Source organism: Leptospira andrefontaineae (assembly GCF_004770105.1).
GTDB classification, from domain to species: Bacteria; Spirochaetota; Leptospiria; order Leptospirales; family Leptospiraceae; genus Leptospira_B; species Leptospira_B andrefontaineae.
This window is the reverse complement of the sequence record NZ_RQEY01000019.1, coordinates 501,410-517,915: the sequence shown is the minus strand read 5'-3', so window position 1 is coordinate 517,915 and position 16,506 is coordinate 501,410. Positions and strand designations below refer to the sequence as shown.

Below are 16,506 nucleotides of genomic sequence, written 5' to 3'. Positions count from 1 at the left end.
TTAAAGTTTTTCTATGTCTTGGATTTTCATAAAAGAGTTAGGCGGATAAACACTGTAAGGCCCAGCTTCCACCCAACCTTGTAGGATCTTATTCCAATCTTTTCTTTGAACCTTATTCAAAATCTTGAAAACTAGTTCTGTGTTCAGCATTTCGGAAGAAGCAACCTGCTTCAGAAACGCTTTATAACCTTCGTAACCTAGTTCTTTATGAATAATAAACTGAGTGCGGACTGACTTGGAGTAAAACCAAGGTCCCAAAGCCGGATTGGATAGATGAAAATCTTTCGAGAGAGGAGGATCGTTTTTAGGGATCGCTTCTGCCAGGCTCCATTCTTCCGTTACTGATTGGAGCTCATCAGCGTCCAGTTTCAAATAACCTCTTTTGGACAAAAGATAAGGTAGATAAGAAACAATCCCTTCGCTTAACCAAGACGGTTCAGTAAAATAATAATGACCCAATTCATGTAAAAGTAAGGCAGGATAACCGGGAGGCACCAGCCCAAGTTCCATAAATATACCTAGTTCTTTTCCCAATTCTCCGGATACATTATTATATCCCCCCACTCTGGTTCCGTTCAGAAAGACTGTGTCTTTTAAAACCAATCTTATCTTATCTTTTTCAGAAGAAGGAAGAGTTTTGAATATGGGAGAAGAAGCCTGATGAAATGGAATCCCCAAATAAGACTCGTACGCATCTAAGATCTTTTTTGTCTTATCAAAAGCGTATCTGTCCCATTCTTTCAGCTCAGTTTCATTTCGAACTGCTAATCGAATATCTCCTCCTTTCAATCTAAAGGAGAAGTTTGACTCATTTGTTTTTGAAGACTTCTTATTTTGAGAAAGAATAGGAAAAACAGAAAAAAAGAATGCGGAAAGAATTCCGATCCGCATCCATAAAGAGAACTTAGAGAGAAAAAAGTTGATCAACGATCTCTCTCTATTAAACGGATCAGTTTATGAGCGTTTTCGTTCCCCGGTTCTTTTTGTAATACTTTACGAGCATATTCTTCCGCTCTATCATACATTTCCATCAAACGATATATGTCGGATAGATTGATCGTATTGGATATATTGTTTGGATCGATTTCCAAAAGTTTCAAACTCGCAGCCAAGGCTTGGTCATACTTGCCCATCTTCTTGTTTGCGATGGAAAGATAGAACCAATACTCGTGAAGATCTGGATCAGTTCCGAGATAATTGTTCAAAACTTCTACAGCAGTATTATAATCTTTACCTTTAAAGCTGAGAAGCCCCAAAAGTTTGTTCAACCTTTGGTTAGCGCTATCGTGCATATAACCCGTTTTCAGAAGTTCTAATGCTTCGTCCAAACGCCCTGTTTTGTACATCTTCTTAGCGTCTTCATAAACAGAATCCGTATTTAATGCTTTATCAATATGATCGGAGGATTCGAAAATTTCTTCGATCTCATCGCTCTTCGGTTCTCCTTGGAACTCTATCTTAAGAAGTGAAAGGTCATCTGTAAGTTCTCCGGTTTTACGGATCTCGGTTTCTATATCTTCCAGATTTGCTTTTGCAGTTTCTACATGTCGTAGAAACAACATCTCGTCTTCGTTAATTGTTCGGATCGTCTCTTCAGGAGTTAGATCCACATCGTCCCGACCGTCCGAGCCAAGGATTATAATATCACCTTTTTTGAGTTGGAAACTTCTGACCTTAAATTCAAATTCCGAATCCAAGCCCAATTTTCTGAGAGTCAGTCCGTCTTCGATAAAACTTGCCTTTCCGTCTCTATACAGAACCGAGTAAGGGTGTTCCGCATTGAAGTACCAACATACTCCGGTTTCATCTTCTACCAAATAAAGACAAGCTGAGATCACCATCGAACCGTTAAATGATTTAAATACTGCATGGATCTCATTATAAATTTCAGTCAGCCATTGTTCGGGAGTTGCATCAAGGATCCTATTGTTTGCAGCCGAACGAGCAAGAATGGAGTTCATAACAACTCCCATCACCAATGCTCCCCCGGCACCCTGCATGGATTTACCCATTGCGTCTCCATTCATGGAAACTGTATAACGTTTGAAGGAATCAGGACGTCCTAATCTAAGATTTCCTGTAACACAGATATCCCCGCCCAGATCGGAATGTTTTCCTCTGAATTCGAATTGTTTCTTTTGGCGAATGATAAAATCAGTAGAAACCAATTTTGATTTGTTCGCATTATAGAAAAGTGGCTTCGCTAATAATGATGTTAGGAAGTAGTCACCGTCCTGCTGTACTTTAAGGCGTTGGACTTCCTCCATCTTCTCCTGAACTTCTCTAGTTCTTTCGCGAACTTTTTCTTCCAGGTTTTCCGCATAATCTTGCAGTTCTCTTCTGGCTTGTTTGATAGAAGACACCATTGCGTTGAACGAGTCCGCTAAGAATCCAATCTCATCTCTGACCTTAACTGGAACCACTACGTCCAGATCTCCTTTGTTTACCTTTTCCACTCCGGAAAGAAGGCTATTCAAAGGATCTACTAAACTGTTCTTGAAGAAAAGAGGAAACAACGCGAGAACGATAAAGATCACTGCTAACAAGATCCCAGTTTGTTTCACCGCAGTTGGGTGCATGAATTCTCTATACAATCTGTAGGAGAATCCAACTTCACTCATTTGTTGTTTCTCAGGTTGGAATTTCATGAAGGCAACATAATGCCCTGTTCCATCCTTACTTCTTCTGTAGTGACGTGTCTCGCTTGGTTTAAAATATCTGAAGTATGTTAAAACTTCGGAACGGATCTCTGCTTGGTCTAAGTCCTTTCCGTCCCAAAGACAGTCTTCGGACCAATGGGAGAAAATTTCTTCTTTAAAGCCAGACTCTGAATCTCCTAAAGCTTTTACGAAGTCCCTTCCTTTTTTACAGAAAGATCCTCCGACAATCGCTTCGAGTCGGTTCGTAGAAACGAAAGCACGTTTGTTCCATTGCTCTGCACTTTCAAAGATCAGTTTTTTGAGTTCTGCATCGGAAAGGTCTTTCTTTTCTTCCAATAATTTTTGGATAAAACGTTTATAACCACCGAAGTAAGTGTGAGTTCGATCCAAAAGTGAGATTAAGGATTTTCTAAATCCTTCTTCCTTTAGATTACGGATCTCTTCATAAATAGTTACGTTTTGTAAGTCTGCCTCGATCTGCTTGAGGTCTAACTCCTTGTTCGGATCATATTCGGAAGAATTCAAACTTTCCTTGGAATCATCCCAATGGAAAGCGTACTCTATATCGCCGGATTTTACACCATTCTCCAGAGCTCTTTCGATATTCACCATACGCAAACTATCATATTCTGCGTCTTTTTCCTGGCTGGAGATATAAACTAATGCCTGCATGATCAAGCAGATAGTAAAGAGTGTGATCCCCACGATCTTAACCATAAAGGTAGTTCGTTCCGCACTATTATTGATAAATGCAATTACTAAGAATGAAAACGCAGTCAAGAATAGGATCACGTTCGAAGTCATGTATGTAGAACGTTCCATCACTCCGTCTCGGCTGAGAATGTTCGAAATGTTCGGATAGATCGCTGCGATCAAAAATCCAATATTGAACATGAGAAGAGCGATCCTTCTCTTGTCCTTTGTGATCACAACTCTCCATGCAGGAACGATAATAAAACCTACAATAGAGAATATCCCGATCACTAATGCCAGATAACGACTGGCATCGAACGCATTAAAATCCCAATGATGTGCAGTGAAGTGATAGATCTTTTCCGAGATATAAGTGAAGTATATAAATAAGCTTACAGTGATCGCTGCAACCGAGTGCTCAACAATCAAGACCCATCTTGCTATACGTTGGTTACTATTCCCTGGAAACCTAAGTAAAAATTGGGTGAAATGGGCTAGAGCAAAAAGAATGAATCCACCGGTCATCCAACGATGGTATGCCGCAATAGGATGATATAAAAATGCTGCTAAGAAGTATCCTGTCTCGAATATCCCTAATAGCATAAAACCAATCCCAAGCTGAGTGGTAGCTATGGTCCTATTCTTTAGGGTAAGAAAGAAAATCCCGAGGAATATGGTGGTCAAAGTGACCAATAAACTTCCAAATGAATAATAATTAAAAAGGACTAGGTCCCAAGAAATCGGATTTAACCCCATAAACTCCTGCAGGCACTCGGATGCCCGGATGATCGAAACTGACTTCGAACCGAATCTTTTATTTTTAGTTTACCGGTTCCGAAATACATCTTCCGAACTGGTAAAAAATCGGCTAAAGCCTTCACTATCATTTTGAAAAGGGAAAAATCAATAGAAAAATAAGAATACGACTCCTATTCTGTCGAGTATGTCCGCCGACTCAAACCGAAACATTCCGAATGCTCGTAGATTTCTTCCTTTAGAAAAACTCTGGTTCAGAGTCTTGTTAGGTTTGGTATCCGGACTTTTAGTAGGTCTATATCTAAGCCCTGAAAATTCGTTGGTAGCCCAAGAATATTCTAAACCGGTCATTTCTTGGTTAGGACTTCCGGGCCATTTCTTCCTGATCTTATTGCAGATCATCATGATCCCTTTGGTGTTTTGTTCTATTGTTTTAGGAATTCATGCAGGTGAAACGATAGATAATCTGAAAAGTTTCGGATTAAAAGCATTCTTATACTTTGTATTTACCACAATATTAGCTGTATCGATCGGAATGATCTTAGCAAGTACTATCAAACCGGGAAGTTTTGTAGATCCAGCCGGGATCCCAAGAGTGCAGGTACCAAATAAAGTATCCGAATCTTCGGGTACTGTTTCTGTAGAGAAGGTCCCAGATTTAATCCTTTCAGTTCTTCCGAGGAACCCATTCCAAACATTTGCTAATGGAGATATGTTAGGCGTAGTTTTGTTAGCTCTATTAGTCGGGATCGCTATTCTTTCCATAGAACAACAAAGTGCCGCCTATGTTCTTCCTGTTTTCCAAGCAGTATTCAAGACAAGTATGGTATTCGTACAATGGGCAATGAAGATAGCACCATTTGCGGTCTTTGGTCTTATAGCACAGATCACTGCAAAGATTGGACTTAAAGTACTACTGAGTCTTGGAGTTTATTTTCTCACTGTTCTTGGCGGACTTGCCCTAGTGCTCATCATGTATTCAATCATACTGATTCTTGCCACAAGAAAGAGTCCTATTTGGTTTTTTAAGCAAGCAGGAGAAGTGCAACTACTTGCATTCTCTACTTCCAGTTCTGCAGCTGTTCTTCCCTTTTCTTTAAAAACTGGAATAGAGAAGATGGGCGTCTCTCGAAAGATTGCAGAGTTCATTCTACCTTTGGGAGCCACAGTAAATATGGACGGGACTGCACTTTACCAAGCGGTCGCCACTGTCTTCTTAGCTCAGGTGTACGGTATTGAGTTAACGACGACCAATCTTGCATTTGTTCTTATCGCAACCGTAGTAGCTTCTATCGGAACTCCCAGTACTCCAGGACTTGGTATAGTGATCCTCGCATCTATTTTAGCTGGCGTAGGAGTTCCTACAGAAGGGATCGGGATCATCTTGGGAGTGGATCGTATTCTGGACATGTGCAGAACCACAGTAAATGTTACTGGAGACTTGGTTGCCTGTAATGTTTTCCAAAGTATAGAAGATAAGAAACGACTGAACACCTGAGTCTTCTCTTGGAAAAAAAATTTCTTACTCTAACATTCTTCAATATAATAGCAAACTTAACTGTTCCACTTACAAGCTTTGCAGATGTTGCAGTACTTGGGCAATTGGAATCTCATACATATGTAGCAGGAGTTGCATTAGCAAACGTACTATTCGATTATCTATTCTGGGGATTTTCTTTCTTAAGAATGAGTACAACCGGACTTACTGCCCAAGCAGAAGGAAACGAAGATAATAAAGAATCCTTTCAAATACTTTTGAGATCCTTATTACTCGGCCTTGGGATCGGTGTTTTGATCCTACTCACTAAAACGTATTTAGAAGAATTCGGCTTTTCTGTTTTAGAAGGAGAGAAGGAAGTAAAATCCGCTGGTGGAGAATATTTCAAGTCCAGGATCATCAGCGCACCTGCAACTCTTTGTAATTTTGTACTCACGGGTTGGTTTTTAGGAAGATCCAAAAGTGCTACTGTTCTAGTAGCAACTGTCATTGCAAATCTAGTCAATATAGGTCTGAATATTTGGTTCATTCTATTTTTAGATTGGAAAGCTTATGGAGCGGGGATCGCAACTTCCATCAGCCAATATCTGATGTGCGCGTTCTTCCTTGTTTTATTATTCAAAGAGAAGGACCGATTCTTACAAATTTATCATAAGATCCGAATCTTCTCTCTGAAAGGTTATACATCCCTTCTATCTTTGAATTCGGATATAATGATCCGGACCCTACTTTTGATCACTACATTCAGTTTATTTAGAAATTATAGTTCAGGTTTGGGTTCTGAAACTCTAGCTGCAAATGCAATCCTTCATCAATTGATATTGATCGGCGCATTTTGGATAGATGGAGCTGCAATCGCAATGGAAACGGTTGCAGGAAATCTAAAAGGAAACAATAATTCGGAAGGCCTAAGAAAAATCCTAAAAATGGCTATCCTTTCCGGATTCGGGATCTCTCTATTCTTTTGCCTTTTGATCCTTCTTCCTGCCGGATTCTTATTCGAATTATTCAGCAAATCCAAACCAGTAGTAGCTCTGGCAAAAGAATATGGTTATTGGATCGCTCCAGTTTTACTCTTTGGATCTTTTGCATTCATATTCGATGGATTCTTCTTAGGAATTTCAGAAGGAAAAATCCTAAGAAATTCAATGATCGTTAGCTCGATCGTATTCTTCTTTCCAATAGCTTATTGGGGAAAGATCCAAAACAACAATCATATACTTTGGCTTTCACTCTCTTTCTATATGTTAGGAAGAGCGATCACACTTGGAACTGTAGCCTATAAAAAATATTTTGTAAACAACCAACGATCTTTCAGTTAGAAGAAAGATCAGTACCTTTAGGAAGAAGTGTAACTTCAATCTCCGCAGGAAGTGGTTTCCAAATTTCCGAATCTTTTGCTTTGAATAAAATAGGAGAAGGTAAAGCCGCCCATGCCTCACTGCGAAACAAGTCTACCATATCTTCTCCTTTCTGGTAAGCACGAGAAGATTCTATCTTCTCCGGTTTTACACTGGCCAGAGGCACCCAACCAAAACTTGGAATATAAATGTCCAAGGTGTCTTTAAAAGAAGGATTAGAAGATCCCGAAAATACTAAACTTTTTACTGGGCGGACAGGCAAACCCGAATCTAACAGAGATTTTTTCAAACTATCCCAATCGGAGCGGAATAATCTCGCGTCGAAAATTTTATCCAAGAAAAAATTCCCGGCTTTCTCTTTTACCGAAACTCTATTTTTAGTGAATGCGCCTAAGTCAGTTGGGATCTCTTCCTTCTTCTTTAAAAAATCATCCAAGACGTAATATCTGACATTGGTCGTTCTTGCTTCGAAATGATATTCTAAGGTTTGGGGACCTTTCGGATCGTCTATGCCCAACTTTTTAGAAAGTGCACGGACTCCCATCACCATATCGCCTTTAAATTTAGGATCTTTGGTTTTTAGATTTCTTATCCTTTGGTGTTCTGTTGTAGGAGGTGGAAGAAGCCCGAGAACTCCACCAACTAAAGTTGCCTCATCCAAAGAATATTTGATCTTTACGTTAATAAGGTATGTAGCTTCTCCGGAAGCTAAGAAACGATCCGTTTCCACAAAGGAGATCTTTTTGACTTCTCTGGTAGTTCTATCTACAACATAGATCCTACTTCCTAAGATCGCAATCCCTCGAATGTCTTTAGAAGGTGAACGAATGGACCCTGTGATCTTTCCACTTGTAGGATCATATCTGTATACGTTTCCATCCGAAGAATCTGTGATCCAAAGACTATCCCTTGCAAAACAAATATCTTTCGGCTCAGATCTATCCGTTAAAAATCCACCGAAAAAACTTTGGGTTCCTTTATCATACACGGAAACTTTTCCTGTGTCCGAATCCAGAATATAGAGATAATTTTGAAAGTTCGCAATCCCACCTATCTTGTCTATCGGGACCTGTATTCTTTCAGTAACTCCGCCGGTGTTCGGCTCTACTTTTAGAACGATCCTTTTGCTCGCTACGAAAAGTTTACCTTCTCTCGGATCGAAATTTAAACCTGCAATAAAAGGAATTCCTAGATTGAAAGCTTCTTGTCTGCCGCTCGGATCTACACGAATGATCGCTCTTCTTTTGCTATCAGCGAACCAGAAATTTGTTCCGTCGTAAGAAAGACCATATGGACTCTCGGTTAATTGAATGTCTACGTCACCTTCTTCTTGTGAATAGATAGAAAGAGAGATAATTAGAAAGAATAGGATGGAAATTTGAACGATCAGGTTTCTCATTTTGAAAATACTTCGAGTAGGATATTCCAGAGATCTTCTCCTAAACTGCTCTTAACCCCCACAGAGGAAACAACAGTGATCGGAGAGATCGGAAAAATAAGCAGGAAGGATAATAACATACCCCAGCCAAATATCTTTCTAAATTTGCCGATTGGATAAGAAGCATCCGGGACAAAAGGATGTTCTACTCTGATAAAGTAATAGATGAGCAATCCCCATAAGATCCACGAATAATTCCAAAGAGAGAGCAAAAGAAATGCGGAAAACAAATAGTAGATCCACTTTCTATAACCTTCTCCTACCAATGAATAAACAACATGACCTCCATCTAATTGACCAAAAGGTAAAAGATTTAATGCGGTAATCAAAAGCCCGACCCAACCGGCAAACGCAAGAGGATTGTATTCCACAGTAAAGAGGGAAGAATCAAAAGGTCCTAAAATTTTCTGGGATAAAAAATAAGTAAGAATGCTGTCCCCAAAATGAATGTCCATAAGACCTGGATGGGCTTGTAATATCGCAGTTCTTTCCGCAAGAGAAACTAATTGAGAATTATATAATCCAATCAAAATGCAAGGGATTGAAAGTACCAAACTCATTGCAGGTCCCCAGATCCCGATATCGAATAATTGGATTTTATTTCGGATAGGTTCCTTGATACGGATCACAGCACCCATGGTTCCTACAGGGGAAAACGGAACCGGTAAAAAGTAAGGGAGAGTCGACTTGATCCCATAATATCTAGCGGCTAAATAATGCCCCATCTCATGGCAAAAAAGAATTCCAAGAAGAGAGAATGAATAAGGAGTTCTGATCCGAAAGATCTCTGAAATTGTCGCGAAATTTAAATACGGAAGTCTGAATATATCGTCCTGAAAGGTTAAGGTAAAAAAAGTCAGAACAAAAAGAAGTACGTTCCATCCGTAAGACGATCTGTTCAATTTTTTAGACCGTTTTCCTTTAGATTCCGACTTATGTAATCTCTCAAAACGATTCCTCCTTTACATACCAACACAGTTTCAGGTTTATTCATAAGTAAAGATAACATTCTTCTTCTATCGACCGTCAAAGAAGAACCGGGATAAACATTTGTTCGAAAACATCAAAGCAATTAAAAAAAACGATCCGGCAGCCAAGTCCTATTTGGAAGTCATTTTATGTTATCCGGGTTTACATGCGCTTTGGTTCCATTCCCTTGCTCATTCTTTATATAAGATCAAAGTTCCCCTTTTACCTAGAATGATCAATACTTTCGCTCGATTTTTGACTGGTATAGATATACATCCGGGAGCAAAAATTGAACCCGGGATTTTTATAGATCATGGCCAAGGTGTTGTGATTGGAGAGACCGCTGAAATAGCTAAAGGTTGTCTCATTCTGCAAGGCGTTACCTTGGGTGGAACAGGTAAAGAAAGCGGCAAACGACATCCTACATTAAAAGAGAATGTGGTCGTTGGAGCTGGAGCAAAAATTTTAGGAAACATAGTCATAGAACATAATGTTCGGATCGGCGCCGGTTCCGTGGTTCTTAGAGATGTTCCTGCAGATTGTACTGTGGTTGGAGTTCCTGGAAAAGTAGTCCGTTCCAAAGTAGATTTCGGAGAACAAGGAGAAAGAATGCTGGATCATGGAGAACTTCCTGACCCGGTTGCAAGAGTTTTCTCCATTTTAGTCGAAAAGATAGATACATTACAAAAAGAAGTGAACGAACTATACGCGAAATCCAATCTTAAAGAGAAAAAATCCCATTCTAAAAACGAAGATGATGAGCTAAACGAGTTCATTCACGGTGGTGGAATCTAAATTCCGGAAAGATTTTTTTTGACAAACTGACCTTCTTTCAAATCCTCTAGGCTATATTCGTTAGCCGCCTTTGCGGTCGAGGGTTTATGAAGTCGAAATTAAGGGCCTTTTTTCTAGTTTGTTTTTCTACAATCTTACTCTATTCATTTTCAGATTGTGGGGTTCTAGTAAATCATGAAGATCTCTGCGGAGAAGATCTGAAAAAGTACGATGATTGTTTTACTATTTTGTTGATTGCCGATCCGGCCTGTGGACAAGGAACAGGCACCTGTCTTCCTGCTTATGTTCAATTAGCCAAAACACTTTGTGCTAGCAGAATGAAGGTCGAAGGTTGTAGAGCACATCGAAATTAAATAAAAAAGCCTCCGATAATCGGAGGCTTTTTCTTTCAGAGACCGAATTGAAGTTTTATTTTTTAGGGATAAAACAATCCACTCCGTCCTCTTTCAATTTGGATTTTAGAAGGTCCGCTTTTGCGCGATCCATAAAATCTCCCATCTGAAGAACAAACATTCCTTCTCTTTCAAATAGATAGACTTTCTCACCGTATTCTGCAGAAAGATTTTTTCTGTAGTCTTCAGCAAGTCTGCTGTTTCTGAAAACTCCAACCTGAACTGTTTGTCCTTTTGGAGCCCCCTTCACTAATGGAGCCGGAGTCACAGCTTTTTTAGGAGTAAGTCTTTCCGGTTTGTTTTCTTTGAGAAGAGCTTCTTCATCTTCCAGACCTTCCATGTCTTCGGACTCCGCTGCTCCTCCTTTACTTACTACAGTGAGACCAACTTTTGCAATTCCTACATCTTTGAATTCCAAGTTCTCAGCTGCTTTTTCAGAAAGATCGATGATCCTATCTTTTACGAAAGGTCCACGATCATTTACTTTTACTAAAACTTCTTTATCATTTTCCAGATTTTTAACTCGAACCACTGAACCTAAAGGAAGGCTTGGGTGAGCTGCAGTAAGTTTTGTTTTGTCGAAAATTTCTCCACTCGCTGTTGGTTTACCGTGAAATTTAGGACCATACCAAGAAGAATATCCGACCTCGTCGAATTCTCCATTTGAACCTGACTGTTGTCTGGAAGGGGTAGTGGCTTTTACAGGTTTATTATCCGCGAGAAGATCATCCAATCCTCTGGAAGCGGAAGAGTTCTTAGCCAGAACCAAATCTCTTTTGGACTCTTGGTCCATCGGAACGATTTCTTTTTCAAAAAATATTTCGGAAGGATCTCCGGACGCGCTGATACTTCTTCTGGTTTCTGAAGAAGCGCAAGCGGTAACAGTTATCAATGCGAAGATAGCGGCTATCTGTTTCATTTCGGACCTCTGTCTTTCTATGTTATATTTTCGGAGGTTTTTACATTTTACCTGAAGTTTTTTTCAGGTTGTTTTCTGGGGAATTTTAGTCGATATTCCGGATATGACCGAGGCCGATATCAAACGAAAGTTCAACGAGGCTTTAAAACTCGAAAAAGAAGGGAAAATTTCCCAGGCGGCCAAGGTATATTCTGAAATTTTGGGAATGAACCCCAAGTTCCAAAAGGCTTATCTAAACCTAGGTGCACTTTATTCTAGAACCGGAGATTCTGAGAATGCAATTAAGACCTATCAAAAGGCACTCGAGCTTGGAAAAACAACCGAACTTTGTTATAACCTTGGAGTAGAACTATATCGACTCGGAAGTTTAGACGCTGCCGTTAAGGCGCTCAAAAGTTCTCTAGAGTTAAATAAAAAATATCTGAACTCTCATCTACTTCTTGCATATTGTTATAAACAATTAGATAGACCTGATAAATCAGAACTTTATCTGAAGAATGCTATCAAGTTAGACCCTAAAAACAAAACTGCTTATGCAGCACTCGCCACCATCTATTTTGATACTGAAAAATGGGAGCAAGCATTAGCAGCCGCGAACGCCGCAATTCAGATCAATCCGAATGATCCTAGAATGGAAATCCTGATGACGGAAATCCATGTGAAACTAGGAAATTATAAACAATCATTCGAAACTCTTAAGAAGGTAACTACGACCGCCCAAGGATTTGTCCAATTCAACGACTCTATAAAACAAGCCAAACAAAAGCCTAAGCCAGATGAGAAAGTATTCTTTGATAATTTGGAAGTTTTAACTCGAAAAAAATTGGATGAATTTAAGAATAAACTTACTCTATCTAAGGAAAGTCCTCAGGATTTCGAGGCTCCGGAAGCACAGGACGCGCTTGATCTTTCTCTTATGTATTTGTTTCATGGAGATACAGAGCGGGCCTTAAAGTATTTATTGTATGCGCAGAAAAACCTACAGGAAAATCCCACTTCTGAAACCGGTTAATCTTTTTCTTTTACCAGTCCTTCTATTCTTCTCTTGTCTATATCCAATCAGAAACAATGAACAGATCGAAAACGATCCGATGTTTCTATATCTTCCTGCTACGGATTATACAAGGGAGAAGGTTGACTCTGTAAAAAGTCCTTGGGAAGCAAAAACTCATAGAGGAAAAGCGATCCTTGCCCCAGATAAAAACAATTTGGGAATTCTATTTGTAAGATTCTCTCTAATTGATGACGCAGAAGAGGAATTCCTAAATTCGCAAAAACTTCTATCAAATAACCCTATTCCTGCACTCAATCTATTACGTTTATATTATCTAGTGGATGATATTTCAGAAGCTAAAAAGTTCCTGGAAACATTCTTAAAACAGTCTCCTCCGATCGAACGAAAAAAATTCGAGAACTTGCTGATAGAAGCCCAAAGAGACGAAGAACTAGTAATCTATAGAGATGTACTTTCTACAATTCCTGGCCAAGAAGTCTATGCATGGTCAGGCTTAGCAGAATACTTTTTCTCTAAACAAGAATGGTCTAAAAGTTATTATTATTTGGAGAAGATACTACAACAAAGTCCATTCCATAAGAATGCAAGAGGCCTAATGTTGAAGATGGCCCATATCTTAGAAAAATGGGACGATGTTTTAGTTTTCGGACTTAGCTTAAGCGGAACCGGAGAAAGAATTCCTGAATTGGAATATTATATCGCTCATGCATATTGTGAGAAAAGAAGATACTCAGAATCATTGGATTGGCTTAACAAAGCACCCGAATCTGAAAAAGAATCTTTGGTATTCTTAGAATTATGGAAACTTTCTCTACTTTCCAAAAACCCTAAAGCGGATGTTTCTCCACTTCTTCCTTATTTTAGAAAATTGAAATCTAAAGGACTCCAATTTACCGAGGAAGAATTTTTTCCAACTCTGACTCCGGAAGGAAAAGAAACAATGGATAGGATCCGCTACGGGCGATAACCTAAGTTTTAGGACGGACTAGTCGCTTCGCTCCTGAAGCTCGCGTTGCGGACCATAAACTCCGTGAGACATCTCCCAAGTTTTCATTGCTAATAAAAAAGATTTGGGAGAATGAGTTCTGATCATAGGAACTCCTTTGGACCAAAGATATGTTTCCGAGATCGCAGTCGGAATAATTCTATCTTCTACGGGCAAACCTCCGAGAGCATTTCCTAAAAAAGATTTTTTCGTAACCGAAACCATTAGATTCGGAAACTCGGAAAGAATCTCAGTGATCTTAGAAAGAACCGCAAAACTCACCTTATAATCAGGACTTAAAAAAAATCCCATCCCGGGATCTAGGATCAGATGATCTGCCAACCCTAAACTTTCGAAAGTTTTTGTTCTTTCTCTAAAGAATTCCAATGCAAGAGGGACAACAGTTTCCGGTTTCAGGTCCGAAGATTCGGAGGCCTTAATAGAATGATCTTGAGAAAACATTGCTACATATTTTGTGGATTGTTTGTTTGAACCCTTTAATAGATCCAAACTTTCTGGATCTACAAATCCTCGGATATTATTGATATAATCTACGCCTGCTTCTAATGCCTTTCGGATGACGTAAGGTCTGAAAGTATCGATAGAGATCCTAACTTTCTCTTTTTTAAGTTCGGAGATAACCTCTTTCATTCTATCCCATTCTACTTCTTCCGAAATGGGTCCTGCTTTTACATTGGAGGATTGGGCACCGATATCGATAACATCTGCGCCTTCTTCCCTTAAGGATTTTGCCTTGGCCAAAGCAAGGTCCTCATGCAGGTATTTACCCCCATCTGAAAAGGAGTCGTTGGTTATATTCAAAACCCCGAATAAGATAGGTTTTGGAGGGAAAATTTCTCCCTGGATTCTGCTCGGAACGCCCGTTTCCATCTTAGTTTCCATCTTGATACTTGGGGTCTTTGTTCCGATACTAATTACAAGATGTTTTTTTACAATCAAGGAAAAGGACTCGTTACCAAACGAAATCATTTTCTAAGTTCCATGTTTGCCGGAACTCTTCTGTTTTTTTTATTTTCCTGGGATGGATCCGCTCAGCCTGTTCCTACACTGTTGGAAAGAAACTTCGGATCTCCTTTAAACACACAAAACGTAGAATACAATCCTATTATTAGCCCTGACGGAAGGTATTTGATCTTTCAATCCAATCGCCCTGGCGGAGAAGGAGAGATGGACATCTGGCTCTCCGAAAATGCAAATTATAAAAAAAGAGATGGGGAAGCTGATTGGAAGAAGCCGGTTAACCTAAACCAAGACATTTGGGAACAGAATAAAAAGGAACTTCCTTCCGGAGAAAAAAAATCTAAACTATTTAATACTGATAAGTACGAAGGTGGAATTTCTATCCGATTCGATGAGTTCGGAAACCCGGAAGAAATTTTTCTAACTTCTATTCGAAACGTAAAAGCAGATAGAGAAGGTTTTGACGCATTAGATATTTATTATACTAAGAGAGACGAAAAAACAAAACGTTGGAGCGACTTGATCGGTATTTCCGAGATCAATTCAAACTTCAATGAGAAGATGCCTGCAATTTCTCCGGATGGAAAATATATAATCTTCTCTTCCGATCGTCCTGGCGGATACGGAGAATATGATCTTTGGGTAAGTTATAGAAATCTTTCCACAGGTGTTTGGTCCAGCCCGATCAATCTAGGATCAGAGATCAATTCTAAGGTAAGTGAAATTCTTCCTTATATTCATCCGGATGGAGAACAGTTATACTTTTCTTCCAATAGAGAAAATGATCGCAAAAAGTTTTCCTTATATCGCAGCTTCTTAAATCTTCCCGGAAGTTCCGACACCGAAGATGCGGAAGATAAACTTACTGTTTCCAAAACAAATCTTCCTCATCCAGTCCCGGAAACAGGGAGTTTAGAAAAACTTCCTCATCCATTTAATTTAGATACTGCGGAAGGAATCGACTCAGAAGGGATTTCTTTCGATCACGAAGGTCTTTGGGCATATATTTCTTCCAACCGGAATGGGGGACAGGGCCAGTACGATATTTATAGATTCCAGGTGCCTGAAAATCTGAGAAATTCCTACGATGTATCCTTCCAGGGATTGGTCTTAGACGGCTCAGAAGCTACTATGATCGGTTTGGATGCTACGATCAAAATTTCGGATAGTATAGGACCTTCTCGCACTATTACCTCCAGAAGAATTGGAGGAGATCTTTCTAAAGGAAATCAAACGAACTTTAAAACCGTATTGAAGACCGGAAGATTGTATAAAGTAGAAATTTCTTCTCCAGGATTTTATCCCACTGAGGACAAGCTAGACTTACGTGGAAACGTAGAAAGAAATAAGAAAGTTTATAAAACTTATGTGCTTCTTCCTATCAAAGATGAAGAGAAAGGTAAAATCGTTAACACTGGTGATGGAGATAAAGGTAAAGGACTTAATGTGGTAGTTGTAGATGCTACTACTAAAGAGCCAATCGCTGGAGCGACCGCTACAGTTTTTACTCCTAAGAATAGACAGGGAGAAATCTTAAAATACAACAGTTTGTCAAAAAATTTCCATATCGAGTTGATTCCCGACACTGATTTTGAAATCTTTGCAAAGGCTGAGAAATATATTTCCGAAAGTGTTAATATCTTGAAGAAAGATATTAAACCCGGTTCTACAGTTTCTATCGCTTTAAGGAAAGATTCAGAAGTCCCAGTTGTTTTAAGTACTAAACTCTATTTTGAATTCAATAAGACCGAAGTGACTGACGCACATCGTAAACAACTCGATCTGATTGTAGACTATCTCAAGAAGAATCCGTCGGATAAAATAGAGATTGGGGGCCATACAGATAATATAGCTTCCAAAGAATATAATACTCGCTTAAGCGGGAACAGAGCGCGGAAAGTTTTTGACTACGTTCGTAGTAAAGGGATCCAAGCTTCTAGGTTAAAAACCAGAGCTTATTGGTATTCCAGACCTGATGAAGATAACTCTACCGAAGATGGAAGAGCTAAAAACAGGAGGGTCGACTTCCGCAAGCTATAAAGGA

At 39.4% G+C, this 16,506-nt stretch carries 13 protein-coding genes; 7 read left to right on the top strand and 6 right to left on the bottom strand.

The window, feature by feature from the left end:
• A complete protein-coding gene (locus tag EHO65_RS16440) occupies positions 1 to 927 on the bottom strand; it encodes a M1 aminopeptidase family protein (protein WP_135775632.1) in 927 nt (308 codons plus the stop codon).
• On the bottom strand, positions 924 to 4,109 hold the full coding sequence (locus EHO65_RS16435) for a SpoIIE family protein phosphatase (protein WP_135775631.1): 3,186 nt from the start codon (positions 4,107 to 4,109) through the stop codon (positions 924 to 926). Before EHO65_RS16435 ends, EHO65_RS16440 begins: the two co-directional genes overlap by 4 nt.
• 187 nt (positions 4,110 to 4,296) lie before the next feature.
• On the opposite strand from EHO65_RS16435, the gene EHO65_RS16430 reads away from it, so the two are divergent.
• Together EHO65_RS16430 and EHO65_RS16425 are read left to right on the top strand one after the other, a co-directional pair.
• The gene (locus EHO65_RS16430; protein ID WP_135775630.1) at positions 4,297 to 5,607 is read left to right on the top strand and encodes a dicarboxylate/amino acid:cation symporter; all 1,311 of its coding nucleotides are present in this window, start codon (positions 4,297 to 4,299) and stop codon (positions 5,605 to 5,607) included.
• Complete coding sequence (locus tag EHO65_RS16425; protein WP_135775629.1) at positions 5,604 to 6,929, top strand: MATE family efflux transporter; 1,326 nt, start codon at positions 5,604 to 5,606, stop codon at positions 6,927 to 6,929. The genes EHO65_RS16430 and EHO65_RS16425 overlap by 4 nt, the downstream gene beginning before the upstream one ends.
• Here EHO65_RS16425 and EHO65_RS16420 read toward each other — a convergent pair.
• Positions 6,922 to 8,367, bottom strand: a complete 1,446-nt coding sequence (locus tag EHO65_RS16420) for a Vgb family protein (protein ID WP_135775628.1) — start codon at positions 8,365 to 8,367, stop codon at positions 6,922 to 6,924. The genes EHO65_RS16425 and EHO65_RS16420 overlap by 8 nt on opposite strands.
• The gene (locus tag EHO65_RS16415) at positions 8,364 to 9,308 is read right to left on the bottom strand and encodes a site-2 protease family protein (RefSeq protein WP_135775627.1); all 945 of its coding nucleotides are present in this window, start codon (positions 9,306 to 9,308) and stop codon (positions 8,364 to 8,366) included. The genes EHO65_RS16420 and EHO65_RS16415 overlap by 4 nt, the downstream gene beginning before the upstream one ends.
• A gap of 148 nt (positions 9,309 to 9,456) precedes the next feature.
• Here EHO65_RS16415 and cysE point away from each other — a divergent pair, with 148 nt between their 5' ends.
• Together cysE and EHO65_RS16405 are read left to right on the top strand one after the other, a co-directional pair.
• On the top strand, positions 9,457 to 10,170 hold the full coding sequence (cysE, locus tag EHO65_RS16410; RefSeq protein ID WP_135775626.1) for a serine O-acetyltransferase: 714 nt from the start codon (positions 9,457 to 9,459) through the stop codon (positions 10,168 to 10,170).
• Between the two features lie 86 nt (positions 10,171 to 10,256).
• Positions 10,257 to 10,523: a hypothetical protein gene (locus tag EHO65_RS16405; protein ID WP_135775625.1), complete on the top strand. Its 267-nt coding sequence runs from the start codon at positions 10,257 to 10,259 to the stop codon at positions 10,521 to 10,523.
• Between the two features lie 55 nt (positions 10,524 to 10,578).
• On the opposite strand, the gene mpl36 is transcribed toward EHO65_RS16405, so the two are convergent.
• Positions 10,579 to 11,481, bottom strand: coding sequence for an RlpA family plasminogen-binding lipoprotein MPL36 (mpl36, locus tag EHO65_RS16400; RefSeq protein WP_135775624.1), 903 nt, complete (start codon positions 11,479 to 11,481; stop codon positions 10,579 to 10,581).
• 103 nt (positions 11,482 to 11,584) lie between these two features.
• Here mpl36 and EHO65_RS16395 point away from each other — a divergent pair, with 103 nt between their 5' ends.
• Positions 11,585 to 12,493, top strand: coding sequence for a tetratricopeptide repeat protein (locus EHO65_RS16395; RefSeq protein ID WP_135775623.1), 909 nt, complete (start codon positions 11,585 to 11,587; stop codon positions 12,491 to 12,493).
• On the top strand, positions 12,447 to 13,463 hold the full coding sequence (locus EHO65_RS16390) for a tetratricopeptide repeat protein (protein WP_135775622.1): 1,017 nt from the start codon (positions 12,447 to 12,449) through the stop codon (positions 13,461 to 13,463). Before EHO65_RS16395 ends, EHO65_RS16390 begins: the two co-directional genes overlap by 47 nt.
• Before the next feature lie 18 nt (positions 13,464 to 13,481).
• Here the strand turns inward: EHO65_RS16390 and folP are convergent, their stop codons facing one another.
• Positions 13,482 to 14,372 carry a dihydropteroate synthase gene (folP, locus tag EHO65_RS16385; RefSeq protein ID WP_244243555.1) on the bottom strand — a complete coding sequence of 297 codons (891 nt, stop codon included), beginning with the start codon at positions 14,370 to 14,372 and terminating at the stop codon, positions 13,482 to 13,484.
• Between the two features lie 111 nt (positions 14,373 to 14,483).
• On the opposite strand from folP, the gene EHO65_RS16380 reads away from it, so the two are divergent.
• Positions 14,484 to 16,502, top strand: coding sequence for an OmpA family protein (locus EHO65_RS16380; protein WP_167482049.1), 2,019 nt, complete (start codon positions 14,484 to 14,486; stop codon positions 16,500 to 16,502).
• The last annotated feature ends 4 nt before the right edge of the window (positions 16,503 to 16,506 follow it).